Consider the following 26,835-nt stretch of genomic DNA (forward strand, 5'->3'; position numbering starts at 1 on the left):
AAATGCAGAAGACGTTCCGCGGTGTCTACACCGTGATGATTACTCCGTTGGATGCCAGCGGCGCGGTCGATCTGAATGGGCTGGCTGCCTTTACCGACTGGCAGGTCAAAGAAGGTATCCATGGTCTTATCCCTCTTGGATCGACAGGTGAGTTTCTGTCACTCAGCGAGGAAGAGCGCGATGGTGTGGCGAGGACCGTCATCGAAACTGTCGCGGGACGAGTGCCTGTTTTGATCGGCACGGGAGCGGAAGATACGCGGGAGTCCATTCGCCTTAGCGTCAAGGCCGAGGCAATGGGGGCTGACGGCGTCATGATTATTCCGCCGTTCTATTCCACCCCAACGGATGACGAACTCGTTCACCACTACAAGAGCATTGCGTCTGCCGTGGCCATCCCGATTATGGTCTACAACAATCCCGCGACCGCAAACGTCGATCTGACGCCGGAGTTGGTCAAGCGCATCGCCGAAATCGACGGCTGCGACTATATCAAGGAGTCCACCCTCGAAGTGACGCGCGTGCGCGATATCATCCGACTGGCCGGCGACGATATGACTGTGTTCGGGGGCATACTCGGGTTCGAGTCTTTCGTTATGGGTGCGCAGGGTTGGGTGGCAGTGGCTTCAAATGTTGCGCCAGGACCGATGGCGCGGATCTTCGAACTTGTCGCAAATGAGAAAAAGTTCGATGAGGCAAGAGAGCTTTACCTCAAATGGCTGCCTGTCATTCAGGCGGTCGGGGGCCAGGCCTATGTCGCAGGAACGAAGTCACTGCTGACCCACATGGGATTTGGCGCAGGCCTGCTGCGTCCGCCGCGCCTGCCGTTGCCGCCCGCGCAGGATGCCGCCATGAAGAGGCTGGTGGCCGATTTCGGTCTGACGTTCAGCGTCTGAGGAATTCCATGATGCCCGTCGCTTCCATAAACCAGAGTTTGAGACCCGACGATGCGCGGGTCAGGCTCTCGGTCGACGGTCTGCAGATATTTGCCGATAAGGGCATGTCTGTTGCCGCCGCCATCGAAGCGACGGGGCGGCATGAATTTTCCCGAGGCATCAAAGGCGAGGGCCGTGGCCTCTTCTGCGGAATGGGTGCCTGTCACGACTGTCTCGTGACGATCGACGGAAAAGTCAGCCAGCGGGCCTGCATGACCATTGTCGACGATGACATGCAAGTTCTGCGCCCTGCTGCGCGGCCAGATCTTGCCACTGGTCAGATTGCCGATCTCTGCAGTGTGCCGCATTCCTTGACGACAAGGACGATGGACGTTCTCATTGTCGGAGCGGGGCCTGCGGGGCTTGCCGCCGCGGAGGTCCTTGCTGCGGCCGGCGCCAAGGTGACTGTCATTGATGAACGACCGTCTGCCGGCGGGCAGTATTTCAAACAGCCCTCGACACGGAACGCCGCCGAGCGATTGAGTGGCGACGAGCAGGCGTTATCCGGCGCAGCGCTTATAGGGGAAGTGCGCGATCACGGCGTGACATTTCTAAGTGCTACGGTGGTGTGGGGTGCCGCACGTGACGACGACGGTTCGCTTACTATCGCCTGCTATGGGTCCGGCGATGCGTTTTACTGCAAGCCGAAAATACTCATCATCGCGACGGGGGCCTACGAACGCCCAACGCCGGTCAGGGGTTGGACACTTCCTGGTGCGATGACAACAGGGGCCGCCCAGACGTTGCTGAGGAGCTACGGAACCGTTCCCGGCCGAAGGATCGTTATTGCCGGAAACGGCCCCTTGAATATGCAGGTCGCAAACGAACTTCGAAAGGCAGGAGCCTCCATAGTCGCTTTGCTGGAAGCAGCACCACCACCGTGGTCTCGCCCTGCAGCAGCCTTCGGCCTTCTGACAACTGATCCCGCTCTCGCCCGTCACGGATTGCAGCAGATATCGACGCTTAGATCCGCGGGCGTCAAGATAGGCTGGAATAGCGTACTCACCTCGATCAATGGTTCGCAGCGGGTGGAGAGAGTCACGTTCGCCGGACCAGGCGGCGAGGCCAATCTCGATGCCGACACGGTCCTTATCGGCGGCAATTTCGCAGCCTCCAATGAGCTGTCGCGGCTACTCGGGTGCGGCCATGAGGTCGTCGGCGGCGATCTGCGGGCAGTGCGGGATCTCGACGGTCAGACAACGCTTGCAAATGTGCATGTTGTCGGTGAAGCGGCGCGTTTCGGCGGCGCGCATGTTGCGATGGCAGAAGGACAGATCGCCGCCGCGGCGATTGCGCGAAAACTGGGCCTCCTTGTCCAAACTGACGAAAGCGTGGTGAAAAGACTTGCCCGCCATAGACGGTTTCAAGAAGCCCTTTGGCAGGTCTTTGCGCCGAAGGACGATGCAAAGACAAAGACGGCAATTCTGCCAGATGATGCATTGACCTGCCGTTGCGAAGGCGTGACTTACGGTGTCTTGAGGACGCTCAGCGCAGATAGTGCGCAGGACGTTTCGACATTAAAGCGCCTGTCGCGTGCAGGCATGGGGCGGTGTCAGAGCCGCTACTGCGGCAAAGCGATCGCTGGCGTCGTCAAAGAACGGCACCTCACTGGCGAAACAAGCGGTTTTCTGGCTCCGCAAATGCCACTTCGACCTATTCCGCTGGCGGCGCTTGCGGTCGAAAAGCCGGAATGGGGCGGCCACAAGCGCGCACTTTTGCCGGAAAAATCCCCGGTGGCGAATCCTCAAGCTTTGCCGGTGGCGGAAACGTCCACGCTGGTGATCGGCGCAGGCATTGCAGGCCTTTCGACGGCGCTCTTCCTTGCCAGGGAAGGCGAGGACGTTGTGGTGGTCGAGCGCACTTTTGCGAATTCGCTGGCGTCTGGAGGGAATGCAGGAAGCCTTCATGCCCAGCTGCTTTCCTTCGACCATGGCGCCCGTGCCGAAGGTGGCGGCGGAGCGGCCGCACAAACACTTCCCCTCCAGCGCGATTCAATCGCTCTTTGGGCGGCGCTGCAAAGCGAACTCGGACAGGATTTCGAGATGAAGGTCACAGGCGGCCTCATGGTGGCCGAAACCGATGACCACATGCGTTTTCTGGCGGAAAAGGTCGGGGTGGAGTGCGCGGCCGGGATCGATTGCCGCTTGATCGGGCAAGAGGAACTGCGCTCCCTGGAGCCTGCCCTGTCTTCTCACTTCGTCGGCGCTGCCTACTGCTCCCAGGAGGGCAAGATCAATCCTCTCGTCGCGACGCAATATATATTGGAGGCGGCACGGCGAGACGGCGCTCAACTCTTCGAAAATTGCGAGGTCACCGGAATAAGGACCTCGGACGACGGGTTCGAGGTCAAGACATCGAGGGGCATGTTGCGGGCAAAACGGATCGTCAATGCAGCCGGAGCCTTCGCTTCAAGGATCGGCGCGATGCTCGGTGTCCATGTGCCGGTATTCGGTGCTCCGCTGCAGATGGTGGTTACCGAGGCCGCAGCACCTTTGATCTCGTGTCTCGTCGCCCATGCCGACCGCCATTTGACACTCAAGCAGGCGGCAAACGGGAACTTCATCATCGGCGGCGGCTGGACCGCAGGCCTCGATCCCGTCCATCAACATCCACGCCCGCTACTGTCGAGCCTTGAGGGGAACCTTTGGGTTGCCCAGCACGTCGTTCCCGCTCTGCGCAAACTTCACGTCATCCGAAGCTGGGCGGCGATGAACATCAACATCGACGGTGCGCCGATCCTCGGCGAACATCCGTCAATGCCTGGGTTCTTCAACGCCGTCACTTCAAACGGCTATACGCTCGGCCCGATCGTCGGCCAGTTAACATCTCGGCTCGTTCTCGGTCGCGAGACCGATAGAGCCTTGCAACCCTTTTCCATCGCGCGTTTCCAGAAAGGCCGGGCATGATTGAGATCACGGGCGTTACCAAATATTACGGTCAGTTCGCTGTCCTTAAGAACTGCTCGGTGAACGTCGAGCGCGGTGAGGTCGTGGTTGTCTGCGGTCCCTCGGGGTCGGGCAAATCGACGTTGATCAAATGCGTCAACGGGCTCGAGCAGTTTCAGGAAGGTTCGATCCGGGTGCATGGTATCGAAGTCGGTGACCCGAAGACCGACCTGCCAAACCTTCGCACACGGGTAGGCATGGTCTTTCAGAACTTCGAATTGTTTCCGCATCTGACGATCATCGGCAATATCATGCTGGCGCAGAAGATTGTCATTGGCCGCAGCGACACGGCAGCCCAGGCGAAGGCCATGGCGCTTCTTGATCGCGTCGGGCTGACGGACCACGCGAAAAAATATCCAGGCCAACTCTCCGGCGGGCAGCAGCAGCGCGTGGCGATCGCGCGGGCGCTCGCGATGGATCCGCTCGCCATGCTCTTCGACGAGCCGACATCCGCGCTTGATCCAGAGATGATTTCCGAAGTGCTCGACGTCATGACCGGATTGGCAAAGGACGGCATGACGATGATGGTCGTCACCCATGAGATGGGATTTGCCCGCCGGGTGGCGACACGCGTCATTTTCATCGATCAGGGCGAGATCGTCGAGGATCGTCCGAGCGAGGAGTTTTTCGCGGGAAAACACAATCCGCGAACCGAAGCTTTCCTTGGCAAAATCCTGCAACACTGAAGGTCAGGCTTGTGAGCGACTACGATCTCATCATTCAGAACGGCACGGTGGCGACTGCTGCGGATGTTTTCCAGGCGGATATCGGCATTAAAGACGGTAAGATTGTCCAGATCGGGCAGAGCCTGTCGGGTGCTGCCCGCACGATCGACGCCTCGGGCAAATATGTCCTTCCAGGCGGCATCGACAGCCATGTCCATATCTCCCAGCCTTCGGGCGAAGGGATCGAGATGGCGGACGACTTCGAGAGCGGAACGCTGTCGGCGGTGTTCGGCGGCAATACGACCATCATGCCGTTCTGCCTTCAGGAAAAGGGCAAATCGCTGCGAGAGGTGCTAACGGCCTATCATGCGCTCGCAGAGGGCCAGTGTTATACCGACGTCAGTTTTCATCTGATCATATCCGACCCGAGCGACGCCGTGCTGGGCCAGGAGTTGCCAGCGCTTGTGACCGACGGCTATCCGTCGCTGAAGGTCTTCATGACCTATGAGAGCCTGCGCCTCGATGACGCGCAGATCCTAAAGACGCTCGATGTCGCGCGACGGACAGGCGCCACCGTCATGGTCCATTGTGAAAACGAGGACGCAATCAGGTTCCTGATCGAAAAACACGAGCTGGCCGGAGACGTTGCCCCACGCGCTCATGCCTCCACCCGTCCGGTCGCTGTCGAACGTGAAGCCACGCACCGCGCCCTGACGCTCGCCGAAATCGTAGACGTTCCTGTTGTCATTGTGCATGTCTCGAACGGCGAGGCGATGGAAGAGATCGCTCGCGCAAGGACGAGAGGCGTCAAGGTCGTCGGGGAAACCTGCCCGCAATATCTGACGCTCACCGCCAAGGACCTCGACGGCATGGATTGGGAGGGCGCGAAACTTGTCTGCTCTCCGCCGCCGCGGGATGAAGATGCCCAGAAAGAATGCTGGCGCGGCATCGAGACCGGGGCATTCGAACTCTTTTCATCTGATCATTGTCCATTCCGCTACGACGACCAGCACGGAAAGCTTAATCCCAAAGGCCGCACGAATTTCAGGCACATTCCCAATGGCATTCCAGGCATCGAAACCCGCCTTCCCATCCTATTTTCGCAAGGGTTCATGGCCGGACGCATCGATCTGCCGCGCTTTGTCGCCCTGACATCAACGAACCATGCAAAGACCTATGGCCTCTATCCACAAAAGGGAACGATTGCCGTGGGGGCGGATGCGGACATCGCGATCTGGGATCCAGCCATCCAGCGGACCATCCGTCATGCGGAACTGCATGATGGCGCAGACTATTCGCCCTACGAGGGGATCGAGATCACCGGCTGGCCGATAACGACAATTGTCGCTGGAAAGCCTGTCGTCGAAAACGGCGTCCTGGTGGGTACCAAGGGCCACGGGCAATATCGGAAAGCCGCGGCGAGACAAATCAAAAAGCAGTCAAATCTAACAAGAGCGACATCATGAAACTGAAAATCACAGCAGGCCCATTCATCTTCGACGCTGTCCTGGAAACTGCCAGAGCGCCCAAAACCTGTGAAGCATTCATCAAGCAGATGCCGTTCGATGGTAAAATCGTGCACGTTCGCTGGTCTGGCGAGGGCGTTTGGATCCCGCTTGGCGACCATGATTTCGGCGTCGGTTATGAGAACCATACAAGCCATCCGGCCCCCGGTCATATCATCCTCTACCCGGGAGGCATCAGCGAAACGGAAATCCTGCTTGCCTACGGAGGCGTCGATTTTTCATCGAAAATGGGCCAACTGGCTGGCAATCATTTCATCACAATCACATCCAATCTCGACCAACTCGCCGAAATAGGCCGCCTCACGCTGTGGGAAGGCGCGCAATCCATTCGATTTGAGGCCGTATGCTAAAGCATGTCGCGCAAAACTGTGCAGCGGTTTTGCGACAGCGACATGCGTAAAAACAAAGACCTAAAGCGCCACGAGCGAATCTGAAAGATCGCGACGCGCTTTAGGCGCAATAGCGCGAGGCGACAGGGTTGACGCCGGCGTGCCAGCAGCGCCTAACGCAGCGGTTGGCACGTTTCCTGCATTCTAGTTTTCGAGATTTTCTTCGAGATTTCCAATGGTGGACGAGGCCCGAAATGTCTTTTGATTTTGACTTCGAACTCGCGAAAAGAGCGGCGCAAGAACTGCCTCCGTCGCAGAAGCAGCCCAAAACGCGTAAGATGTCTCTTCTGCAGAGGCTCATGGCTTCGCCGCCAATTCCTCCTCGCCCGTCTCTCAGCATTCTGCGCCCATATAGAGGTGGTGATGCGCAATGACGCTGTGATACCCCTGTCGAGCAGGTAAGGCGGTGCTGTGCCGACGGCTCTATTCCCGTCGAAGCGTCGTCATTTCTACGGATGCGGTGCGTGCCACATTGACGAACTGTGTCGCCGGGATAGTCCAGCGCGGACGCCCAACGACGAGATCACTCTCTACAAGGCAGTCGGAACGGCGTTGGCTGATCTTGCCGCCGCGACGATGGTGTATGAAGCCGCTTTGATCGCCGGCTGACGTCTTCTGGTCCGGGCGATCGCGAATGATCGGAACGCGCCTGTTGCCCCGTTCCAATAGGCCGGCAGCCTCTGCTCCCAACGACTTCAATAGCGCGCATCTTCAAGGCCACAGAAAGGGTCTACCGGGTTGGTGCCGAGGAAGGGCTTGCGACCGAGCATACAATCAACGACGGCTTCCTGGACGCTGTCCATGGTGGAGTACGCATTGATATAGGCCGGTACGCGCGGCGCATCGTAAAGGTGATAGGGATGCCCAAATGAGATCATTACGGAGGGAATATTCGTCCAGGGTCGGTACATGGCCTTGAAAAGGCCTCCACCACCCATCCTATGCCAGTCGACGAATATCCGGCCTCGTACGAGCAGCGACTCATCGCCTAGCGCGTAGAGGACGAGGTCGAAGTCGTCGGGGGTTGGCACGATGTCCGGTCGGTCGATCGTGACTTCGAAACCTTCCTTCCGCAACAGCGCGGGTAGCAAGAATTTCAGTGGCTGCGGCATGAGCGGATGAATGATGCCGCCGTCAACCAGCAGCACACGCTTTGTCTTCGCCGGATCGAGCGGAAAGATACCATTGACGTCCTTCACAAGCGTGGGCGAGCGGCCGATGTATTCCCTTGATGCAGCGACATTGTCTGGATGCGCAAGCAGGCGGCGCGCTTCAGCGGCATCGGGGAGGACATCTGACGGTTGAAAAAGTTTGAGATGCGCCTTGAGCGCCAGCACGCGAAGAACCGCTTCCTCAAGTCGTTCCGGAGTAATTTTCCCATCTTCGACGGCAGCCTTGACCGCCGCCATATCCTCCTCAGGTTCATCGCTGAAGAGGATCATGTCGCAGCCATTTGCGATGATATCAGGCAGCGTATCGAGGTGGTGGCCCCAGGCGGACAGCCCTCCCATGGGTGTCGCGTCAGAGACGATGATACCATTGAAGCCGAGTTCGTCGCGGAGAAGATCAACGTTCAGCAACCGAGAAACCGAGGCCGGTCGGAAAGCTTCAAGCCCGGCATCTGGTATCTTCGATCGAATATAGGCCGGAAGGGAAATGTGCCCACTCATTATTGCCAACACGCCTTCGGTGATCAGCGTTCTATAGAGCCGACCGAAGGTTTCCTTCCACTCGTCCATGGAAAGCGGATTGGTGGTCGTGACGAGGTGCTGATCGCGGTCGTCATATCCCTCGCCCGGCCAGTGTTTTGCGGTGGCGGCAACTCCATTTCGTTGGAGACCGTGAACATGGGCAACCGCGTGGCGCTCAATCTTGTTGACATCGGAGCCGTATGACCGTGTACCGACAATCGGTGATCGGAACGCGGTATTTATGTCGATGACTGGCGTGAAGGACCAGCGCACCCCCATCGCGCGGCCCTCGCGCGCCAAGATTTCTGAACTTCTCTCGGTCGCCTGAACGTCGTCGACGGCGGCAAGGCCAAGTTGACCCAGCACCGGAGTGCCGAAAGCGAAGGAATGACGGCTGCCTTCGAGGTCTGCGCTGATGATGGGCGGGACTTTGCTCTTGGCCACGAGGTCAGAGATGACCCGCCGCTCGAACTCGAGGTCAGCCGTGAAGAAGCGGGTTACGCCGCCCGGCCTGAGTGAAGCAATGCGTTTGAATTCCTCCTCATCCGTCCCGATCATGATCAAGGTGAAGAGTTGGCCGATCTTGTCATCAAGATCGAGCGAGGCATAGGTGTCGTGGAGCCAGGATATCGCAGCGTCGTCGAGGTTGAACGGCGCTTTGCGAAGCTCGTCGTAAATCGTCATAAGTTCCCCCCGTTGATCAACGCTCTGCGGATAGCCCGTGTGAATATGCACGCTATCCCGTCATAAGCCAGTTCGGTGATGTCAGGTTAAGTTCGTCGGGAACATTTTGGATATCTCGTGCCGCGTCGAAATACAGCCGATAAGCCAAAAAGGGCCTGCAGCAAAGAACGAGAGTAGGTGCGGAACGGGATCGAGGTTGATGCTTCAGACAGAACTCTGTGGCAACGCCACCAGAGGCAGTTCTTCGCCTTACCTTACCGGTCATGTCATCCCTTGATCACAAAAGATCGCAAAGCATCCGCAACCTTTGCACCTAGCAAGGCATAGCCCTCTTCGACGAAATGTAGGCCGTCTTGCTTTAAGAGCACTTCCGGTCCGGCTTCGCTGACAGTGGTATGAAGATCGTTGATTGTCACGCCGAAGCGGCGAGCGACCGAGATGCCGACAGCATTGTAGGCGGAGACGTCGCGTTCATAGCGACGCGAACTGCGCACGGCCTGATGCCGTTCCTCGATAATAGGCGTGACCGTCGCCCAGATCAGCTCCGCTGTTGTTTCGGCCCTGACCCTTTCGAAGATGCCGGTGATATTGGCCTGGTAGGCATCGAGCGGCACCAGAGCCTCGGCCGGCCCCTCGTCATGGCGAAGGTCGTGCAGCCCGCAATTGAGATGCACGACGTCCGGCCGTTTTGAAATCACCCATCGATCGAGGTTATTCCATATGACGCCTGACGACTGGCAGTTTTCTTCTGGACCCCAGACGTTGGCTTGACCTTCGAAAGCCTTGATGACGTACGGTTGATAATGCAGGCGGATGGAGTCGCCTATCAGGAGAACGGTCTTCATTGGAGCCTGAGTTTAGTTGCTTCGCTTCGACCTGATAGTCCGGGGATTTGTTGCCGTTGTGACAACCTCTTAGATCTGGTGCGCGTCATTTGGCCGCCCGTGCTGGCGCAATCCGGCCGCTTTAGTTTCCTCCCGAATGGCCTGGTGACATCAGGCTCTCATTTTTGATCTGGGAAGCGAAGCGCCACACCGTAGTCTTCTTGATTTCGCTGTCCTCCAGCGCCCGCGTTACCGGCACCTCATAAACCGCGCAGAATTCCAGTCGCTCTCTCGGCAGGTAACTACGTCCGGGGTCTCCGACCAGCACCCACTTGCCGTCGGCTGCCAACTTCGCGAACCAGGGAACGAGCGCATCGGCGAAAGCGCGGTCGTAGAAGACGTCGCCGGCAAGCACGATATCCGCATCGACGGCCTGCCCGATCAGATCGGCGCCGGTAAATCCGAGTGAAACGCGATTGGCCTCGGCATTCAGCCGGACTGCCGTCTCCGCCCAGGGATCGATATCGGCGGCGATGACCTCCCGGGCACCGGCCATCACAGCCGCAATGCCGACAAGGCCCGAACCGCTGGCGAAATCCAGCACCCGCTTGCCGCGCACCGTCTCGGGATGATCGAGAATGTAGCGCGCCAGCCCCTGCCCGCCCGCCCAGGCAAAAGCCCAGAAGGGCGGCGGCAGGCCGATCGCTTGCAGCTCCTCCTCCGTCTTCAGCCAGAGCTCATGCGCCTCGCTTGCCAGATAGAGCGAAATCTCCGGCACATGCGGCGGCGGCATCAGGCTGGTATTGGCGCGGATGAAAGCTTGCGGATCAGTCTTCAACGCGGCGGATTGTCCAGTCCGCCCATGCGGCAGACTTCGAGATATTCCTCCTCGGTGACCGGCTGCACCGAAAGCCGCATCGAGGTGACGAGCGCCATCTTGGCGAGCTTCTCGCTCGCTTTGACATCCTTCAGCGTCACCGGCTTCGGCACGTCCATGACGGCGCGGATATCGACGCAATCCCACTTCGGATCGCCCTTGGCGGAAGAATCGGGATGCGACAGGGCGCAGACTTCGACGATGCCGACGATCTCCAGCCCGTCATTGGAATGATAGAAGAACCCTTTGTCGCCGATCTGCATCGCCCGCATATTATTGCGCGCCAGATAGTTGCGGACGCCGGTCCATTCCGTGCCCTTTTCGCCGGCAGCCTTCTGCTGCTCCCAGGACCAGGAAGCGGGTTCGGATTTATAGAGCCAGTGCGCCATGCTCACGCCTCCGGTTTGTTGAAGACCCAGTTGTAGGCCTTGACGTCGACGCTTTCGAATAGTCCGGCCTTGGCATAGGGATCGGCATCGGCAAGCGCTCGCGCCGCCTCTTTCGATTCCGCTTCGACGATGATCAGGCTGCCGCAGGGCTTGCCGTCGTCATCGAGAAACGGGCCGGCGATCTTCAGCGTGCCCTCGGCGTTCAGCTTGTTCAGATGCTCGATATGCGTCGGACGCGTATCCATGCGCACGTTCAGATGTCCCGGTTTGTCCTTGCAGAGAAGGGCGAAAAGCATGTCTGTCTCCTATTCGGTGGTGATCGGACGCGTCATCAGCTGCTCTATCGCCTCTGATATATCGAGCCTGCCGTCGATGATGGCTGAAACGGCATCGGTAATCGGCATGCTGACCTTCAATTCCGCCGCAAGCCGCGAGGCGACGGAGGCGGCAAACGCACCTTCCACCAGCGCACCATGCAGGGGATCGGTCTTGTCGCCGCGCCCGAGCGCTATGCCGAAGCGCAGGTTTCGCGATTGATGACTTGTCGCTGTCAGCACCAGATCGCCGAGGCCGGAAAGCCCGCGTACCGTATCCGCCTGCCCGCCCTTGGCGACGACGAAACGCGACATTTCCGCAAGCCCGCGCGCAATCAGCGCCGCACGCGCGGAATCGCCGATACCACAGCCCTCGACGATGCCGCAGGCGATCGCCAGCACATTCTTCAGCGCGCCGCCAAGCTGCACGCCGATCCGGTCGTTGGAGGCGTAGAGCCGAAAGGTTCGGCCTGATATGGCCTGAGCGAGCCGCTCCGCGGTCTCCATGTCGGCTGCCGCGATCGCCATCGCCGTCGGCAAGCCCTTGGCAATATCGGCGGCAAACCCCGGACCGGAGAGCACGGCGATCGGATGGTCCGGCAGTTCCCGCTCCAACATGTCGGTCAGTAGATTGCCCGTCGTCCGTTCGATACCCTTGGCACAGGTAACGACGACAGCATCCTTGGAAAGATAAGGTCCATATTGCCGCGCCGCATCGGCCTGCGCCTGCGACGGCATCGCAAAAAGCACGATGGAAGCGCCGACGACCGCATCCGCCTCGGCGGAAAATTCCAGCGTGTCGGGCAGAAGAATGCCGGGCAGCACCGCATCATGCAGCCGTTCGGCTTTCAGATCGGCAATCAGTGACGGATCACGCCCGACGAGCGTCACGGCACTTCGTCCCGCAAGCGCGATCACGGCGGCAAGCGCCGTGCCGAAAGCCCCCGATCCGACGACGGCGATGTTTTCGCTCATGCCTTGGCCCCTCGTTTTCCGAAGCCGATCAGCGTTTCCGCATTGGAATCGAGCGGCCAGCGCGAACGCGGCTGCACGTCGAGCGTATCCGGTGCGGCACCGCTCGCCATCCGTTCCAGTCCCGCCCAGGCGATCATCACGGCATTGTCGGTGCAGAGGTGCAGCGGCGGCGCGACGAAGCGGAAGCCGTTCTTGTCGCACAGCGCCTGCAGCGTGCCGCGCAGTTCGAGATTGGCGGCGACACCGCCGGCAACGACCAGCGCCGGCTTTTCGCCAGTAGCAGAGAATGTCGTCGGAAATTCCGTCTTGAACCGCTGCAGGCCGCGGCCGATACGGTCCTTCAGCGTCCGCGAAACCGCCTTCTGGAACGAGGCGCAGATATCCGCCACGTCCTGATCGCTGAGCGGCGCGATATCCTGCGCCGCCTGCCGCACCGCTGTCTTCAGGCCGGAGAAGGAGAAATCGAGCCTCGTCTCGCCGACCAGCGGCCGAGGAAAATCGAACCGATCGGGATTGCCGTCCCGCGCCATCCGCTCCACCGCCGGTCCGCCGGGATAGGGCAGGCCGAGCAACTTTGCCGTCTTGTCGAAGGCTTCCCCGAGCGCATCGTCGATCGTCGTGCCCCAGCGCTCATACCGTCCGACGCCGCGCACCAGGATGAGCTGGGTATGGCCGCCGGAGACGAGCAGCATCAGATAGGGAAAGGACAGCCCGTCCGTCAGCCGCGCCGTCAGCGCATGGCCTTCGAGATGGTTGACCGCATAGAGCGGCTTGCCGGCGGCTCTGGCGATCGCCTTGCCGGTCATCAACCCCACGAGCAACCCGCCGATCAGCCCCGGCCCCGACGTGGCGGCGATGGCGTCGACATCGTTGAGCGACACATTGGCGCGCTTCAGCGCCTCCTCGATCAGCTCGTCCAGCGCCTCGACATGGGCGCGTGCGGCAATCTCTGGCACCACGCCGCCATAGGCGCTATGCTCGTCGAGCTGGGAAAGCACGACATCCGACAGCACGTTGGAATGCCCCTCAGCATCGCGCTCGACGACCGCGGCGGCGGTCTCGTCGCAGCTCGTTTCGATGCCAAGGATGCGTAGAAAGGGAACCATGAAGCCTGTTCGTTGATTGCGATGGGATGGAAACCCGTTTACGAGAACTCCGGTAACAACGGAATAGAGCGGATGCAAACAAAACCTTTCCGGATCGGCACGCGAGGCAGCCCGCTGGCGCTTGCCCAGGCGCATGAGGCTCGCGACAGGCTGATGGCGGCGCATCATCTGCCCGAGGAAATGTTCGAGATCGTCGTGCTGACGACCAAGGGCGACCGCATCACCGACCGGTCGCTGGCCGAGATCGGCGGCAAGGGCCTGTTCACCGAGGAGCTTGAACAGAAGCTTACCGCCGGCGAGCTCGATTTCGCCGTGCATTCCGCCAAGGACATGGCGACGAAGCTGCCCGAGGGACTTTATCTCTCCGCCTATCTGCCGCGTGAAGATATCCGCGACGCCGTCATCGGCCGCACCGCGCGCAAACTGATCGACCTGCCGCATGGCGCCACCGTCGGTTCCTCATCGCTGCGCCGCCAGGCGCTGATCCGCCGCATGCGGCCCGACATCAACATCATCACCTTCCGCGGCCTCGTCGAAACCCGCCTGCGCAAGCTCGAAGCGGGCGAGGTGGATGCGACCCTGCTGGCGCTTGCCGGCCTGAAACGCCTCGGCAAGGTCGACGTGCTGACCGATATCCTTGATCCCGACACCTTCCCGCCAGCGCCGGCGCAGGGGGCGATCTGCATCGAAAGCCGCATCGGCGATGCCAGGGTCGACGATCTGCTGGCGCCGGTCAACGATGGCCCGACCTTCGACACCGTCTCCTGCGAACGCGCCTTCCTCGCCGCACTCGACGGCTCCTGCCGCACGCCGATCGGCGGTTATGCCGTCTGCGAAGGCGACCTGATCCGGTTCTCCGGCCTCATCATCACCCCCGACGGTCGCAGCCAGCATGCGGTGACGACCGATGGCCACCGCCGCGATGCGGCAGCACTCGGGACCCGCGCCGGCCAGGACGTGCGTGCAAGGGCCGGCAGCGCCTTTTTCGACGACTGGCACTGAACCGGCCATGCGTGTGCTCGTCACCCGCCCCGCGCATTCGGCGACGAGAACCGCACAACGTTTGCGCGATATGGGCCACGAGCCGCTGCTGCTGCCGCTGCGTCAGCCGCTGCACGACAGCGCCGCCGCCCTAGCCGCGCTTGCAACCACCAGCGGCGCAATTGCGGTGACCAGCGCCGAAGCCATCAGGGTCCTCTCCGCGCTCGGGGAGCAACTTCACCCGCATCTTGCCCGCCCGCTTTTTGCGGTGGGCGAAACGACGGCCGAAGAAGCGCGCAGCCTCGGCTTCCGATCGGTCGCCTCATCCCAGGGCAACGGCCGCGATCTCGCCGATCTCGTCGTGCCGGAGAAACCGGGCACGCTGCTCTACCTTGCTGGCACCCCGCGCGCCGAGACTTTTGAAGGAAGGTTGCACGAGCTCGGCATCCATTTTTCCGTCGCCGAATGTTATCGTATGCAACCGGTCGTACCCAGCCCGGCCGAGATCGAATCGATTTTCTCCGGCCCTCACGCTCAGGCTATTCTCTTCTATTCCCGGCAGACGGCCGAGGATTTTTTTCGCGCGCCGGAACTGCAATCGGCCGTGCCGGAACACAGCGGAATCCGCCTTCTCTGCCTGAGCGAGGCGGTGGCGCAAGCCATCCCGACGGCTCTGAAAAAAAACGTCGAGATTTCACCGATGGCGGATGAGAAAAGTCTTCTGTCGCTGCTTTGACGGCTCTAACCGCCCAAATTTGATCTAACCTCTTCCCTTAACTGGCATCACTGTCTAGTTTCGTTGCAATGCAGAATAAAGAGGACCTCATGGTATCGGGAAACCCGCCACGCCATTCGAAGAGCGCCGACGAGCCGGTCACGATCGACCTCGATGCACAGGAATTCGCCGCTGCAGCCGATACCGAAAAACCGGTAGACAATGAAACCGCCGACGCCGACAGCACCGCTGCCGCCGATGTCGGCCTGCCGCCAGAAACCGAGACTGCGTCGCATGCCGAAGATGAAGAGAAGCCTGTGATGGACGCGCCGGAGGAGGAACCGGCAGCTCCAGAACCTTCCTTCACCCCTCCTCCCGAACAGCCTGCGCCGAAGAGCGCCGGCACCTCTGGTTTCATTGCCGCCGGCATTTTCGGCGGCCTGGTGGCGCTGCTTGGCGCCGGCGCCATCCAATATGCGGGTTACCTCCCGGGCTCCTCCGCGCCGCAGACGACCTCGCCGGAAACGGCCGATCTTGCCGGCGAGATCGACGGCCTGAAACAGGCCGTCGCCAACCTTGCCGCCAATCCGGCGAGTGCGGATAATGGTGAGCTTGAGAAGCGCGTCGCTGCGCTGGAAACGGCTGCGAAGGCCCCCGCGGTCGCCGCACCGGCCGATTCTGTTAACGTCGAGGCACTCAACCAGAAGATTGCGGAGCTGACCGGTCAGGTCGACCAGCTGCGCTCGACGCTTGCCCAGTCATCCGAGCAGCAGACGACGAACGGCGCCGATATCGCCAAGCGCCTCGAAGTGGCCGAAAAGAAGCTGAACGAACCGCGCGAGGACGTTGCCGTTGCCCGGGCGATCGCCGCTGCCGCCCTGAAGGCGGCGATCGATCGTGGTGGCCCCTTCCTGGCCGAACTCGACACCTTCGCCGGCGTCGCACCCGACGATCCGGCCGTCGCCGATCTCCGAGCCTTTGCCGAGACCGGCATTCCCTCACGCGCCGAGCTGGTGGGCGAGGTTCCCGATGTCGCCACCGCGATCGTCGAAGCCGTCAACCAGCCGGATCCGAACCAGAGCTGGTCGGACCGGTTGATGTCGAGCGCCAAATCGCTGGTGAGCGTCCGTCCCGTCGGCAATATCGAGGGCGAAAGCGTCGAAGCCATCGCCGCCCGCATGGAGGACAAGGTGAAAAGCGGCGACCTGCCCGGCGCATCCGCCGAATGGAACAATCTGCCGGCCCTCGGCAAGCAGGCGTCCACCGCCTTCAAGCAATCGCTCGAAGCGCGCATCCGCGTCGAGGAACTGGTCGGCGGGGCGCTGTCGAAAGCGGTTTCCGGCACCGGCAAGGAAGGATGAGACCATGCTGATCCGCCTTGTCGTCTTCGCCCTCTTCGTGCTGCTTCTCGCCTATGGCTTCTCCTGGCTTGCCGATCGTCCCGGTGACCTCTCGCTGATCTGGGAGGGCCAGATCTACCAGACGAGGCTGATCGTCGCCGCCAGCGCGATCATCGCCCTCATCGCCGCCGTGATGATCGCCTGGTGGTTCGTCCGTCTCATCTGGACCTCACCGTATTCGGTGACGCGTTATTTCCGCGCCCGCAAGCGGGACCGCGGTTATCAGGCACTGTCGACCGGCCTCATCGCCGCCGGCGCCGGCAATGCGTTGCTTGCCCGCAAGATGGCCGCCCGCTCGCGTGGCCTCATCCGCGCCGATCAGGAACCACTGATCAACCTGCTCGAGGCCCAGGCCGCCCTGATCGAAGGCCGCCATGATGAGGCGCGCGCCAAGTTCGAGGCGATGGCCAACGATCCAGAGACGCGCGAACTCGGCCTGCGCGGCCTCTATCTGGAAGCCCGCCGTCTCGGGGCCAACGAGGCGGCCCGCCAATATGCCGAAAAGGCTGCCGACAACGCGCCATATCTGCCCTGGGCCGCACAGGCGACCCTCGAATATCGCAGCCAGGCCGGCCGCTGGGATGATGCGATCCGCCTGCTCGAACAGCAAAAGGCCGCCCGCGTCGTCGAAAAGGCCGAAGCCAACCGTTTGCACGCCGTCCTCCTGACCGCGCGCGCCGCCGAGAAGCTGGAAAGCAACCCGACAGGTGCCCGCGACGACGCCCTGCAGGCGCTGAAGCTTGCCGCCGATTTCATTCCGGCCGCTCTCATTGCCGCAAAGGCGCTGTTCCGCGAAGGCGGCGTGCGCAAGGCCGCCTCGATCCTCGAACAGGCATGGAAATCGGCGCCGCATCCTGAGATCGGCCAAGCCTATGTCCGGGCCCGCAGCGGCGATTCCACGCTCGACCGGCTGAAGCGTGCCGAACGGCTGGAAGGGCAGCGCCCGAACAACGTCGAATCCCTTCTCGTCGTCGCCCAGGCAGCCCTCGACGCGCAGGAATTCGCCAAGGCTCGCGCCAAGGCGGAAGCAGCGGCGCGCATGCAGCCGCGTGAAGCCGCCTACCTGCTCTTGGCCGACATCGAAGAAGCCGAGACCGGAGACCAGGGTCGCGTACGCCATTGGCTGGCCCAGGCGCTCAAGGCGCCGCGCGATCCGGCCTGGGTGGCAGACGGCTTCGTGTCCGACAAATGGCTGCCGGTATCGCCCGTGACCGGCCGTCTCGACGCCTTCGAATGGAAGGCGCCCTTCGGCCAGATCGAGGGTCCGCTCGAAGACGGTTCGGCACCGGCCTCGATCGAAACGGCTTTGAAGACATTGCCGCCGCTGCGTGACGTCAGGCCGGAAAGCCCGGTTAACGACCATCGCATCATTGAGCTGGAACGCGCCGCGACGATTGCCGAGGCTGTGCGCCCCACGCCGGCACCGGCACCGACATTGGCAAAACCGAAACCCGCCGACCCGGCCGCGGGCGATAAAGCGCCCGCGCCGAGCGAGGCAAAACCTTTCTTTGGCGGACTGCCGGATGATCCCGGCGTTCGCGATCCCAGGGTGGAACCGGAACCCAAGACACGGCTCCGCCTTTTCTGAAATGGAACGAAAACCGCATGTTCGAACGCTTTCAGGCATTCTTCCAGAATCTCACCGCCGACCACCCGAAGAAAGGTTTTGCCCCTGATGATCCCCGCATCGCAGTGGCAGCGCTCTGCATGCAGGTCATGGAGGCAGACGGTCAGATCAAAGCCAGCGAGAAGAAGCGGCTGCGCAAGCTCCTGAAGGAGCAGTATGCACTGGACGGCAAGCAGCTCGATGCTCTGATAGCCGCCGGCCTTGAGGCCGAAAGCTCCGCCGTCGACTATTATCGCTTCACCGCCGACCTGAAACGTCATCTCAATACCGAGCAACGCCTCGAGCTGATCGGCGTCCTCTGGGACATCGTCTATGCCGATGGCGAACGCAGCGAGATGGAAGACCATGTGATCTGGCGTATCGCCGATCTGCTCGGCGTCTCCTCGCGCGAGCGCATCCAGAAGCGGCAGGAGGCCGCCGCCAGGGTGACGGATGTCCAGGTTGCGCAAGATGATACCGACTGAGCAAAACCAGAACCGCGACGGGCGCCCGATCCTCATCGTCCTGCATCAGGAGCGGTCGAGCCCCGGCCGCGTCGGCCAATTGCTGGTCGAAAAGGGCTATCGCCTCGATATCCGTCGCCCGGTTCTGGGCCAGCCGCTTCCGACAACACTTAAAGACCATGCCGGCGCCGTCGTCTTCGGCGGGCCGATGAGCGCCAATGATCCCGATGACTTCATCAAGAAGGAAATCGACTGGATCGACGTTCCCCTGCGGGAAAGACGCCCCTACCTCGGCATCTGCCTCGGCGCGCAGATGCTCGTGCATCATCTTGGCGGCAAGGTACAGTCGAATGCTGACGGCTCGACGGAGATCGGCTGGTATCCGCTGCACCCAACCGAGAAGGGCCGACTGCTGATGCACTGGCCGAGAATGGTCTATCATTTCCACCGCGAGGGCTTCGAGCTGCCGCGCGGCGCCGACCTCCTGGCCGAAGGCGATGCCTATCCGAACCAGGCCTTCCGCTACGACGGCAATGCCTGGGGCCTGCAGTTCCACGCCGAACTGACCCGGGTGATGATGCATCGCTGGGTCGTGCATGGCGCCCATCGCTTCATCCTGCCGAATGCCCAGCAGGGCCGCGAACATCTCGAAGGCCGCATGCTGTTCGACGCGCCGCTGAAAACCTGGTTGACCGAATTTCTCGACATCGTGTTCGAGGGAAAGACGGCGAAGGCGACGTCCTCTATCGCCATCCGCGCATAGTCGATTCCGACTATGGAGTGGGCGCGTCCAGCGTATCGATCCTGCGCAGCTTGGGGAAACTCGAAGCCCAAATCGCCGCCACGACAAGCGTTCCGATCCCGCCGATGACGACCGCCGGCACCGCGCCGAAAATCGCCGCCATCGTACCCGCCCTGAATTCACCAAGCTCGTTCGAAGCGCCGACGAAAACCATGTTGACCGCATTGACGCGGCCGCGCAGCTGATCCGGCGTCCAGAGCGCAATCAGGCTCTCGCGGACATAGACCGACACCATGTCGGCCGCCCCCATCAGCGCCAGCGCCGCGATCGAGACTTCGGTGTTGGTCGAGACGCCGAAGATGATCGTTCCGACGCCGAACAGGGCGACGCCGATGAACATGTAGATGCCGGCGCGATGTTTGAGCGGATAGGCGGCAAGCAAGACCGCCATGACGATGGCGCCAAGGCCGGGTGCGGCGCGCAGCAGTCCGAGACCCCAGGGACCGAGAGTGAGGATATCGCGTGCAAAAATCGGCATCAGTGCCGTCGCGCCGCCGAGCAGCACAGCGAAGAGATCGAGCGAGATCGCGCCGAGCACCACCTTTTCGGCGCGGATGAAACTGAAGCCGCCAAGGATCATCGCCCAGCTCTTGGTCTCGCCGGTCGTCTTCTGCACCGGTTTCGGGATCATGTAGAGAAGGGCGGCGCCAAGCACGGAAAAGATCACCGCCACCGTATAGGCGGTCGTTGCGCTGACGCCGTAGAGCAGACCGCCGAGCACCGGGCCGGTGATTGCCGCGAGCTGCCAGGACGACGAATTCCAGGCGATGGCATTGGAGAGCGCCTCCTCCGGCACGAGATTGGGTGCCAGCGACTGCACCGCCGGGGACATGAAGGCGCGCTCGATGCCGAAGATCAAAAGCACCGCGAAAACAGGCAAGGGCGTGAATGTCCCCATGACAGTCATAACCAGCAGCGCCAGCGTGCAGAGCGCGCTCACCAACGAGCAGAGTGCGGCAATCGCCCGGCGATTGTACCGGTCGGCCACCGAACCGGTGACGAGGATGAGCAGCAGCGACGGCAGGAACTGCACGAGACCGATCAAGCCGAGATAGATCGCGCTGCCCGTCTGATCGTACATCTGCCAGCCGACGGCGACGCTGACGATCTGCTGCGAGAAGGAAAGCAGGAAGCGCGCGAAGAAGAACCGCGTGTAGGACGAATGCCGGAACGCGGCAAAACGGTCTCCGGTGGGCGAAAACGACATGGAGGTTTTCCGAGGAGACGGGCGCCGGAATAGCGGCAAAGCCGCCCGTTAAACATGATTCACCGTGCGTTTCCACACGGCACTTGCTCGTTTAGTCGCCAATGTCTACATGTCTGTCAACAACGAATTGGAGACGACGATGTTTGCGCTGTTTCAAACCATTGATTTGGCTTTGAATATTTACACCTGGATCCTGATTGCCAGTGCGATTTTTTCCTGGCTCTATGCCTTCAATGTTATCAATTCCAGCAATCAGTTCGTCAATTCGGTCGGCACATTCCTCTATAATGTCACCGAACCGGTGCTGAAGCCGATCCGTCGCCTGCTGCCGAACCTTGGCGGCATCGACATTTCGCCGATCATCCTGCTGCTGATCATCTTCTTCCTGCGCACCTTGCTTTGGACCACGCTGTACCCGCTGGTCGCTTGAGCCGTCCCTGGAGCCTTTTCGATGGCCATCTGCGCCTCGCCGTCCGGCTGACGCCGAATGGCGGGCGGGACGCGATCGATGGCATCGAGGCCAACGGCGAGGGTGAAGCGTTCCTGAAGGCACGCGTCACTGCCGTGCCCGAGAAAGGCAAGGCCAACAAGGCACTCATCCTTTTGATCGCAAAATCCCTGCGCATTCCCAAATCCAGCGTCAGCCTCGTCTCGGGTGAGACCGCGCGCAAAAAAATCCTCCGGATCGAGGGCGACCCGGAGGATTTGGTAAAAAAGCTCGAGATATTTTTAGGCTGAACAATCAGCCTTTCTTCTTGGCGCGCTCGACGGCTTCAAGGATGAGTTCTCCGGCTTCCTTGGAGTCACCCCAGCCGAAGATCTTCACCCACTTGCCGGGCTCCAGATCCTTGTAGTGCTCGAAGAAGTGCTCGATCTGCTTCAGCGTGATCTCGGGAAGATCGGTGTAGTCCTTTACCTTCTCATAGCGCAGCGTCAGCTTCGGCGACGGCACGGCAATGATCTTCTCGTCCTTGCCGGAATTGTCTTCCATCTTCAGGACGCCGATCGGGCGCACATTGATGACGCAGCCTGGAACCAGCGGGCGGGTGCTGGCGATCAGTACGTCGATCGGGTCGCCATCTTCCGACAGCGTGTGCGGCACGAAACCATAATTGCCCGGATAGGTCATCGGCGTATAGAGGAAACGATCGACCACCAGCGTGCCGGCTTCCTTGTCCATCTCATACTTGATGGGATGACCGCCGACCGGAACCTCGACGATAACGTTGACGTCCTCAGGTGGATTGTTGCCGATTGAAATGGCGTCGATGCGCATAAGAAACTCCCGCGAGGTTGAATTTGCTGGCAGCCAGATAATCAGTTTCATGTGGCAACGCAACATGGCACAGCGTCAATGCTTAACTGCACCGGCGCACATTCACATCAAAAGTTTCTAATAGGAGATAGTCGTAGGCTGACTCCAGCGCCGCGCACTTTTCAGAAGCGCAAAGGCCGCTGCAGCGTTTGAAGTGCTGCCTAATATAGGGAATGACGCAGCCGCTCAGCTCCAGATGAAGCCGATCTTCTTCAATTGCCTGTGGTCGAAACTTTCCATGCCTTCGCAGAAATCGACGCCGCCATGATTGCGGTAGAAGTCGCTGGCGTTCTCGTTTTCCTCGAGGCACCAGACAACCAGCCCGTTGCAGCCGAGCGACTTCAAGAGCCGGCGCGCCTCGCCGAACAGCATCCTGCCGAGGCCGATGCCCTGATACTCAGGCCGAAGATAAAGCTCGTAAATCTCGCCTTCCTGCGGCAAGGCGCGGGCGCGGTTGAGGCCGAGCGTCGCGTAGCCGGCGACTGTCCCGGCAACATCGAGAACCAGCAGCGTTGCCGGGCCGCGCGTTGCCTTGCGCCACCAGCTTTCGCCGCGACGCTCGATCATCTGCGTCAGCGCGCGATGGGGAATGATGCCCGCATAGGTGTGTTGCCAGGCAAGCCTGTGTGTTTCCGATATGGCTCGGGCATCTTGCGGCTCGGCCCGCCGGACATCGATCGACAACGTCTTCATAACGTTTACTCTGGTCCCGCCGAGGGCAATTAACCATATGCACAGCGGCATTGTGATCGATTGCCCACAGACTTGATATGTGGACGACGATCAAAAGTTAACGCTTTTTTAACGATTGTCACAAGATGGAATCGACGCGGCGCACAATAAAAAACCCCGGCGTGAAGGCCGGGGTTTCTAAGGATTTCTGAAAGAGTGCGACGCGCTCCAGGCTCTCAGAGAGCGGCCTTCGACTTTTCGAAACGCTTGCGATCGTTTGCGTCGAGATACATCTTGCGCAGACGAATATTCTTCGGTGTCACTTCCATCAGCTCGTCATCCTGGATCCAGGAGAGAGCGCGATCAAGCGTCATGCGGATCGGCGGCGTCAGCTTCACCGCTTCGTCCTTGCCGGCGGCGCGGATGTTGGTGAGCTGCTTGCCCTTCAGGACGTTGACTTCAAGGTCGTTGTCGCGCGAATGGATGCCGATGATCATGCCGGCATAGACCTTTTCGCCCGGCTCGATAATCATCGGGCCGCGATCTTCCAGGTTGAACATCGCATAGGCGACGGCTTCGCCGGGAGCGTTGGCGAGCAGCACGCCGTTGATGCGGCCACCGATCACACCCTTGTAGGGCTGGTAGTCGTGGAACAGGCGGTTCATGATCGCCGTGCCGCGCGTATCCGTCAGCAGTTCCGACTGGTAGCCAATCAGGCCACGGGTCGGTGCGTAGAAACGCAGGCGCAGACGGTTGCCGCCCGACGGACGCAGCTCGACCATTTCGGCCTTGCGCTCGGACATCTTCTGCACGACGACACCGGAATGTTCTTCGTCGACGTCGATGACGACTTCCTCGACCGGCTCAAGAAGCTGGCCGCTTTCATCCTTGTGCATCACGACACGCGGACGCGACACGGCAAGCTCGAAGCCTTCGCGACGCATGGTTTCGATCAGAACGGCGAGCTGAAGTTCGCCGCGGCCGGACACGTAGAACGAATCCTTGCCTTCGGCTTCTTCGATCTTCAGGGCGACGTTGCCTTCTGCTTCCTTGAAGAGACGGTCGCGGATGACGCGTGAGGTCACCTTGTCGCCTTCGGTGCCCGCCAGCGGGCTATCGTTGACGATGAAGGACATGGTGACGGTCGGCGGATCGATTGGCTGCGCCGGCAGCGGTATTGTGATCGAAGGATCGCAGAAGGTGTCGGCGACCGTGCCCTTGGAAAGGCCGGCGATCGCGATGATATCGCCCTGATGCGCTTCGTCGATTGCCGTGCGCTCGATGCCGCGGAAGGCGAGGATCTTGGAAATACGGCCGGTTTCGATCGTCTTGCCGTCGGCGTGGAGAACCTTCACGGCCTGGTTCGGCTTGATGGAACCGGAATTGATACGACCGGTGATGATGCGGCCGAGGAAGGGGTTGGCTTCGAGGATCGTACCGATCATCGTAAACGGACCTTCGTGGACGGTCGGCTCCGGAACATGCTTGAGCACCAGGTCGAGAAGCGGCGTAAGACCCTGATCCTTCGGACCTTCCGGATTGACGTTCATCCAGCCGTCGCGGCCCGAACCGTAGAGGATCGGGAAGTCGAGCTGCTCGTCGGTCGCGTCGAGGTTTGCAAAGAGGTCGAAGACTTCGTTGATGACTTCTTCGTGGCGGCCATCCGGACGGTCGATCTTGTTGATCGCGACGATCGGGCGAAGGCCAACCTTCAGCGCCTTGCCGACCACGAACTTGGTCTGCGGCATCGGGCCTTCGGACGCATCGACGAGAACGATCGCGCCATCCACCATCGAGAGAATGCGCTCGACTTCACCACCGAAGTCGGCGTGGCCGGGGGTGTCGACGATGTTGATGCGGACACCCTTCCATTCCACCGAGGTCGCCTTGGCGAGAATGGTGATGCCGCGTTCTTTTTCGAGATCGTTCGAGTCCATCACGCGCTCAGCGACACGCTGATTTTCGCGGAACGAGCCGGACTGCTTGAGAAGCTCATCCACCAGGGTCGTTTTGCCATGGTCAACGTGCGCGATGATCGCGATATTGCGAAGTGCCATATGTGAAATCTCTGAAGCTGGGGCGCACGCTCTAGAGGGCGCGCCTATTAGTTTGGGGCGTCCATACAGTTTTTTTTGCGTTTGCGAAAGGGGGGAACGCGCAAAAGCTGCGGCAAGGCTGTCGCCCCGCCGCATCATCGCATGTCATCAAATTGTCTTAGGCGTCGCTGCCTGTCAATTCCTCGAAGGTCGAAAGTCCTTTTTTGACGAGCATCGCATCCGGGCTCGGCAGTTTGCCGCGGAAGGCCTTGTAGGCGTCCTCCGGATCGACCGAACCGCCGACGGAATAGATATTGTCCTTGAGCTTGCGCGCCATCTCACCGTTGAAGGCGTCTCCCGTCTCCTCGAAGGCGGCGAAGGCGTCGGCGTCGAGCACCTCCGACCACATGTAGGAGTAATAGCCGGCCGAATACCCGCCGGAAAAGATGTGCTGGAAGTGCGGCGTCGCATGGCGCATGACGATCGACTTCGGCATGCCGATCTCGGCCAGCACCTCACCTTGCACCGCCATCGGGTCCTCGACGGTCGTTCTCGTGTGAAACGCCATGTCGACCAGCGCCGACGAGGTGAACTCGACCGTATTGAAGCCGGCATTGAAGGTGCGGGCTGCAAGCACCTTGTCGAGCAGGGCCTGCGGCATCGGCTCGCCGGTTTCAACATGTACGGCATAACGCTTCAGAATATCGGGCACCGTCAGCCAGTGCTCGTAGAGCTGCGACGGCAGCTCGACGAAATCGCGCGAAACGCCGGTGCCCGCTACCGAGGGATAGGTGACGTTCGAAAGCATGCCATGCAGCGCATGGCCGAATTCATGAAACAGGGTGCGGGCATCATCGAGCGACAGCAGCGCCGGCTTGCCTTCCGCCGGCTTGGCGAAGTTGCAGACATTATAGATGATCGGCAATTCGCCGTGGCGGCCGTCCTTCAGCTCCAGCCTGTGTTGCGATTGCAGTGAGCTCATCCAGGCGCCTGAGCGTTTCGAACTGCGGGCGAAATAATCGCCGAGGAAGAGAGCGACGAGCTTGTCCTCGCGGTCCCTGATTTCGAACACCCTGACATCAGGGTGATAGGCGGCCACGCCCTTCTTCTCGACGGCCCGGATGCCGAACAGCCGGCCGGCCACGTCGAAGCAGGCTTCGATGATCTTCTCGAGCTGCAGATAGGGCTTGAGCTCGGCTTCGGAGAAATCGAACTTCCGTGCGCGGATCTTTTCGGCATAGTGGCGCCAGTCCCAGGGCATCACCTCGTGGTTCCGGCCCTCTTCGGCGATCAGTGCCGCGATATCGGTCTCCTCCTCGCCGGCGCGTTTCACCGCCCGCGCCCAGACAGCCCTCAGCAGGCCGTTCACCGCATCCGCCGTCTTCGCCATCGTGTTGTCGAGCTTCAGCTCGGCGAAATTGCCGTAGCCAAGCAGCGTCGCTACCTGATGGCGCAGCGCCAGCGTTTCCCTGATGACGGCGCGGTTATCCGTCTCCCCGTCATTTTCGCCGCGCGCCACCCACGCCTTGAAAGCCTGCTCGCGCAGATCGCGGCGCTCCGAAAAGGTGAGGAAGGGCTCGATGATCGAGCGTGACAGCGTCACCGCATATTTGCCCTCTTCGCCGCGTTCGCGCGCTGCCGCCGCCATCGCGTCACGAAGGAATTCCGGCAGGCCCTCGAGCTCGGCGCTGTCCGAAAGGACCAGTGCCCAGGCTTTCTCGTCGGCCAGCACGTTCTGGCCGAATTGCGTTCCGAGGCCGGCAAGCTTTTCATTGATCGCGGCGAGTTTTTCCTGCTCGGCCTTGTCAAGCTTGGCGCCCGATTTGACGAAACCTTTCCAGTGGCGTTCCAGCACGCGTGTCTGTTCGAGCGTCAGGCCAAGCGTCTCGCGATTCTCCCAGAGCGTGTCGATGCGGGCAAAAAGTGCTGCATTCATCCCGATCTTCGAATAGTGGCGCGACATCTTCGGCGAGATCTCCCGCTCCAGCGCCTGGATCACATCATTGGTATGTGCACCTGCCTTGTTCCAGAACAGCGCCGAGACACGCGAGAGTGCGTCGCCGGCAATCTCCAGCGCCACGACCGTATTGGCGAATGTCGGCGCATCGCCGTTTCCGGCAATTTCGTCGATTTCCCTTTCATGCGCGGCAAGTGCGGCCTCGAAGGCGGCGGCAAAATCACCGTCATCCAGGGCATCGAAACGCGGCAGGCCGTGAAGACCGTCCCAGGTCACCAGCGCCGGATTGAAATCATGTGGAGAAGGCATCGGAGAATTCCTTTTGGCATGCAGATGGATCGTCAATATAGGAGAGCCGTCGTG

25 protein-coding genes and 1 pseudogene are annotated in these 26,835 nt (G+C 60.8%); 14 read left to right on the plus strand and 12 right to left on the minus strand.

The window, feature by feature from the left end; translation table 11 throughout:
* Positions 1-2: 2 nt before the first annotated feature.
* The 6 genes and pseudogenes from dapA to AB8B31_RS20375 all read left to right on the plus strand — a co-directional run.
* Positions 3-893 carry a 4-hydroxy-tetrahydrodipicolinate synthase gene (gene dapA / locus AB8B31_RS20350; RefSeq protein ID WP_439007496.1) on the plus strand — a complete coding sequence of 297 codons (891 nt, stop codon included), beginning with the start codon at positions 3-5 and terminating at the stop codon, positions 891-893.
* Positions 894-904: 11 nt separating this feature from the next.
* A complete protein-coding gene (locus AB8B31_RS20355; RefSeq protein ID WP_032998499.1) occupies positions 905-3,838 on the plus strand; it encodes an FAD-dependent oxidoreductase in 2,934 nt (977 codons plus the stop codon).
* Complete coding sequence (locus tag AB8B31_RS20360; protein WP_018448217.1) at positions 3,835-4,563, plus strand: amino acid ABC transporter ATP-binding protein; 729 nt, start codon at positions 3,835-3,837, stop codon at positions 4,561-4,563. The genes AB8B31_RS20355 and AB8B31_RS20360 overlap by 4 nt, the downstream gene beginning before the upstream one ends.
* 11 nt (positions 4,564-4,574) lie before the next feature.
* Positions 4,575-6,008 (plus strand): dihydropyrimidinase, encoded by a 1,434-nt coding sequence (gene hydA / locus AB8B31_RS20365; RefSeq protein WP_028733534.1) that lies wholly within the window; start codon positions 4,575-4,577, stop codon positions 6,006-6,008.
* Positions 6,005-6,418, plus strand: coding sequence for a DUF3830 family protein (locus tag AB8B31_RS20370; protein WP_018448219.1), 414 nt, complete (start codon positions 6,005-6,007; stop codon positions 6,416-6,418). The genes hydA and AB8B31_RS20370 overlap by 4 nt, the downstream gene beginning before the upstream one ends.
* Positions 6,419-6,890: 472 nt before the next feature.
* Positions 6,891-7,066, plus strand: a pseudogene (locus AB8B31_RS20375) (ornithine cyclodeaminase family protein); the annotation flags it as partial.
* A gap of 86 nt (positions 7,067-7,152) precedes the next feature.
* Here AB8B31_RS20375 and AB8B31_RS20380 read toward each other — a convergent pair.
* From AB8B31_RS20380 to tsaD, 7 genes are all read right to left on the minus strand, one after another.
* Complete coding sequence (locus AB8B31_RS20380; protein ID WP_018448220.1) at positions 7,153-8,832, minus strand: glycoside hydrolase family 3 protein; 1,680 nt, start codon at positions 8,830-8,832, stop codon at positions 7,153-7,155.
* A 266-nt stretch (positions 8,833-9,098) separates the two neighbouring features.
* Positions 9,099-9,677, minus strand: a complete 579-nt coding sequence (locus AB8B31_RS20385) for an SGNH/GDSL hydrolase family protein (RefSeq protein ID WP_028733535.1) — start codon at positions 9,675-9,677, stop codon at positions 9,099-9,101.
* A gap of 121 nt (positions 9,678-9,798) precedes the next feature.
* Complete coding sequence (locus AB8B31_RS20390; protein WP_050578536.1) at positions 9,799-10,494, minus strand: class I SAM-dependent methyltransferase; 696 nt, start codon at positions 10,492-10,494, stop codon at positions 9,799-9,801.
* Positions 10,491-10,922, minus strand: a complete 432-nt coding sequence (locus AB8B31_RS20395; RefSeq protein WP_003543603.1) for an EVE domain-containing protein — start codon at positions 10,920-10,922, stop codon at positions 10,491-10,493. The genes AB8B31_RS20390 and AB8B31_RS20395 overlap by 4 nt, the downstream gene beginning before the upstream one ends.
* 2 nt (positions 10,923-10,924) lie before the next feature.
* Positions 10,925-11,218 (minus strand): YciI-like protein, encoded by a 294-nt coding sequence (locus AB8B31_RS20400; RefSeq protein WP_003543605.1) that lies wholly within the window; start codon positions 11,216-11,218, stop codon positions 10,925-10,927.
* A 9-nt stretch (positions 11,219-11,227) separates the two neighbouring features.
* Positions 11,228-12,211, minus strand: a complete 984-nt coding sequence (locus AB8B31_RS20405) for an NAD(P)H-dependent glycerol-3-phosphate dehydrogenase (RefSeq protein WP_028733536.1) — start codon at positions 12,209-12,211, stop codon at positions 11,228-11,230.
* The gene (gene tsaD / locus AB8B31_RS20410; RefSeq protein WP_028733537.1) at positions 12,208-13,317 is read right to left on the minus strand and encodes a tRNA (adenosine(37)-N6)-threonylcarbamoyltransferase complex transferase subunit TsaD; all 1,110 of its coding nucleotides are present in this window, start codon (positions 13,315-13,317) and stop codon (positions 12,208-12,210) included. The genes AB8B31_RS20405 and tsaD overlap by 4 nt, the downstream gene beginning before the upstream one ends.
* A gap of 72 nt (positions 13,318-13,389) precedes the next feature.
* Here tsaD and hemC point away from each other — a divergent pair, with 72 nt between their 5' ends.
* The 6 genes from hemC (at position 13,390) to AB8B31_RS20440 (ending at position 19,246) form a co-directional block, all read left to right on the plus strand.
* Complete coding sequence (hemC, locus tag AB8B31_RS20415; RefSeq protein WP_439007498.1) at positions 13,390-14,319, plus strand: hydroxymethylbilane synthase; 930 nt, start codon at positions 13,390-13,392, stop codon at positions 14,317-14,319.
* 7 nt (positions 14,320-14,326) lie between these two features.
* Entirely contained in the window at positions 14,327-15,034 is a 708-nt protein-coding gene (locus AB8B31_RS20420) for a uroporphyrinogen-III synthase (protein WP_028733538.1), read from the plus strand.
* A gap of 68 nt (positions 15,035-15,102) precedes the next feature.
* Positions 15,103-16,374 carry a COG4223 family protein gene (locus tag AB8B31_RS20425; RefSeq protein ID WP_028733539.1) on the plus strand — a complete coding sequence of 424 codons (1,272 nt, stop codon included), beginning with the start codon at positions 15,103-15,105 and terminating at the stop codon, positions 16,372-16,374.
* Between the two features lie 4 nt (positions 16,375-16,378).
* Positions 16,379-18,001: a heme biosynthesis protein HemY gene (locus tag AB8B31_RS20430; RefSeq protein ID WP_028733540.1), complete on the plus strand. Its 1,623-nt coding sequence runs from the start codon at positions 16,379-16,381 to the stop codon at positions 17,999-18,001.
* Positions 18,002-18,018: 17 nt separating this feature from the next.
* Entirely contained in the window at positions 18,019-18,504 is a 486-nt protein-coding gene (locus AB8B31_RS20435) for a TerB family tellurite resistance protein (RefSeq protein ID WP_012759325.1), read from the plus strand.
* Positions 18,473-19,246, plus strand: a complete 774-nt coding sequence (locus AB8B31_RS20440; RefSeq protein ID WP_032998501.1) for a glutamine amidotransferase — start codon at positions 18,473-18,475, stop codon at positions 19,244-19,246. Before AB8B31_RS20435 ends, AB8B31_RS20440 begins: the two co-directional genes overlap by 32 nt.
* Before the next feature lie 10 nt (positions 19,247-19,256).
* Here AB8B31_RS20440 and AB8B31_RS20445 read toward each other — a convergent pair whose 3' ends face one another.
* Complete coding sequence (locus tag AB8B31_RS20445) at positions 19,257-20,492, minus strand: MFS transporter (RefSeq protein ID WP_018243934.1); 1,236 nt, start codon at positions 20,490-20,492, stop codon at positions 19,257-19,259.
* A 139-nt stretch (positions 20,493-20,631) separates the two neighbouring features.
* Between AB8B31_RS20445 and AB8B31_RS20450 the strand changes: the two genes are divergently transcribed.
* The gene (locus tag AB8B31_RS20450; RefSeq protein WP_018448228.1) at positions 20,632-20,922 is read left to right on the plus strand and encodes a YggT family protein; all 291 of its coding nucleotides are present in this window, start codon (positions 20,632-20,634) and stop codon (positions 20,920-20,922) included.
* Positions 20,919-21,230, plus strand: coding sequence for a DUF167 domain-containing protein (locus tag AB8B31_RS20455; protein ID WP_439007500.1), 312 nt, complete (start codon positions 20,919-20,921; stop codon positions 21,228-21,230). Before AB8B31_RS20450 ends, AB8B31_RS20455 begins: the two co-directional genes overlap by 4 nt.
* A gap of 4 nt (positions 21,231-21,234) precedes the next feature.
* Here the strand turns inward: AB8B31_RS20455 and ppa are convergent, their stop codons facing one another.
* From ppa to AB8B31_RS20475, 4 genes are all read right to left on the minus strand, one after another.
* Complete coding sequence (gene ppa / locus AB8B31_RS20460; protein WP_011653868.1) at positions 21,235-21,768, minus strand: inorganic diphosphatase; 534 nt, start codon at positions 21,766-21,768, stop codon at positions 21,235-21,237.
* A gap of 225 nt (positions 21,769-21,993) precedes the next feature.
* Entirely contained in the window at positions 21,994-22,500 is a 507-nt protein-coding gene (locus tag AB8B31_RS20465; RefSeq protein ID WP_018243937.1) for a GNAT family N-acetyltransferase, read from the minus strand.
* 215 nt (positions 22,501-22,715) lie between these two features.
* Positions 22,716-24,536 carry a translational GTPase TypA gene (typA, locus tag AB8B31_RS20470; RefSeq protein WP_028733543.1) on the minus strand — a complete coding sequence of 607 codons (1,821 nt, stop codon included), beginning with the start codon at positions 24,534-24,536 and terminating at the stop codon, positions 22,716-22,718.
* A gap of 157 nt (positions 24,537-24,693) precedes the next feature.
* Entirely contained in the window at positions 24,694-26,781 is a 2,088-nt protein-coding gene (locus AB8B31_RS20475) for a M3 family metallopeptidase (RefSeq protein WP_028733544.1), read from the minus strand.
* Positions 26,782-26,835: the final 54 nt, after the last annotated feature.

It is taken from the genome of Rhizobium sp. 62_C5_N11_2 (assembly GCF_051811185.1).
Lineage (GTDB): Bacteria > Pseudomonadota > Alphaproteobacteria > Rhizobiales > Rhizobiaceae > Rhizobium > Rhizobium leguminosarum.

What these genes read in the sequence shown, in the direction of transcription:
- AB8B31_RS20465 (WP_018243937.1), bottom strand. Translation starts at nt 22,500, where the DNA reads ATGAAGACGTTGTCGATCGATGTCCGGCGGGCCGAGCCGCAAGATGCC.
- AB8B31_RS20395 (WP_003543603.1), bottom strand. Translation starts at nt 10,922, where the DNA reads ATGGCGCACTGGCTCTATAAATCCGAACCCGCTTCCTGGTCCTGGGAG.
- AB8B31_RS20440 (WP_032998501.1), top strand. Translation starts at nt 18,473, where the DNA reads ATGTCCAGGTTGCGCAAGATGATACCGACTGAGCAAAACCAGAACCGC.
- AB8B31_RS20360 (WP_018448217.1), top strand. Translation starts at nt 3,835, where the DNA reads ATGATTGAGATCACGGGCGTTACCAAATATTACGGTCAGTTCGCTGTC.
- AB8B31_RS20400 (WP_003543605.1), bottom strand. Translation starts at nt 11,218, where the DNA reads ATGCTTTTCGCCCTTCTCTGCAAGGACAAACCGGGACATCTGAACGTG.
- AB8B31_RS20435 (WP_012759325.1), top strand. Translation starts at nt 18,019, where the DNA reads ATGTTCGAACGCTTTCAGGCATTCTTCCAGAATCTCACCGCCGACCAC.
- typA (WP_028733543.1), bottom strand. Translation starts at nt 24,536, where the DNA reads ATGGCACTTCGCAATATCGCGATCATCGCGCACGTTGACCATGGCAAA.
- AB8B31_RS20450 (WP_018448228.1), top strand. Translation starts at nt 20,632, where the DNA reads ATGTTTGCGCTGTTTCAAACCATTGATTTGGCTTTGAATATTTACACC.
- AB8B31_RS20370 (WP_018448219.1), top strand. Translation starts at nt 6,005, where the DNA reads ATGAAACTGAAAATCACAGCAGGCCCATTCATCTTCGACGCTGTCCTG.
- AB8B31_RS20405 (WP_028733536.1), bottom strand. Translation starts at nt 12,211, where the DNA reads ATGAGCGAAAACATCGCCGTCGTCGGATCGGGGGCTTTCGGCACGGCG.
- hemC (WP_439007498.1), top strand. Translation starts at nt 13,390, where the DNA reads ATGCAAACAAAACCTTTCCGGATCGGCACGCGAGGCAGCCCGCTGGCG.
- AB8B31_RS20385 (WP_028733535.1), bottom strand. Translation starts at nt 9,677, where the DNA reads ATGAAGACCGTTCTCCTGATAGGCGACTCCATCCGCCTGCATTATCAA.
- AB8B31_RS20420 (WP_028733538.1), top strand. Translation starts at nt 14,327, where the DNA reads ATGCGTGTGCTCGTCACCCGCCCCGCGCATTCGGCGACGAGAACCGCA.
- dapA (WP_439007496.1), top strand. Translation starts at nt 3, where the DNA reads ATGCAGAAGACGTTCCGCGGTGTCTACACCGTGATGATTACTCCGTTG.
- AB8B31_RS20425 (WP_028733539.1), top strand. Translation starts at nt 15,103, where the DNA reads ATGCAGAATAAAGAGGACCTCATGGTATCGGGAAACCCGCCACGCCAT.
- AB8B31_RS20430 (WP_028733540.1), top strand. Translation starts at nt 16,379, where the DNA reads ATGCTGATCCGCCTTGTCGTCTTCGCCCTCTTCGTGCTGCTTCTCGCC.
- ppa (WP_011653868.1), bottom strand. Translation starts at nt 21,768, where the DNA reads ATGCGCATCGACGCCATTTCAATCGGCAACAATCCACCTGAGGACGTC.
- AB8B31_RS20445 (WP_018243934.1), bottom strand. Translation starts at nt 20,492, where the DNA reads ATGTCGTTTTCGCCCACCGGAGACCGTTTTGCCGCGTTCCGGCATTCG.
- AB8B31_RS20380 (WP_018448220.1), bottom strand. Translation starts at nt 8,832, where the DNA reads ATGACGATTTACGACGAGCTTCGCAAAGCGCCGTTCAACCTCGACGAC.
- tsaD (WP_028733537.1), bottom strand. Translation starts at nt 13,317, where the DNA reads ATGGTTCCCTTTCTACGCATCCTTGGCATCGAAACGAGCTGCGACGAG.
- AB8B31_RS20355 (WP_032998499.1), top strand. Translation starts at nt 905, where the DNA reads ATGCCCGTCGCTTCCATAAACCAGAGTTTGAGACCCGACGATGCGCGG.
- AB8B31_RS20475 (WP_028733544.1), bottom strand. Translation starts at nt 26,781, where the DNA reads ATGCCTTCTCCACATGATTTCAATCCGGCGCTGGTGACCTGGGACGGT.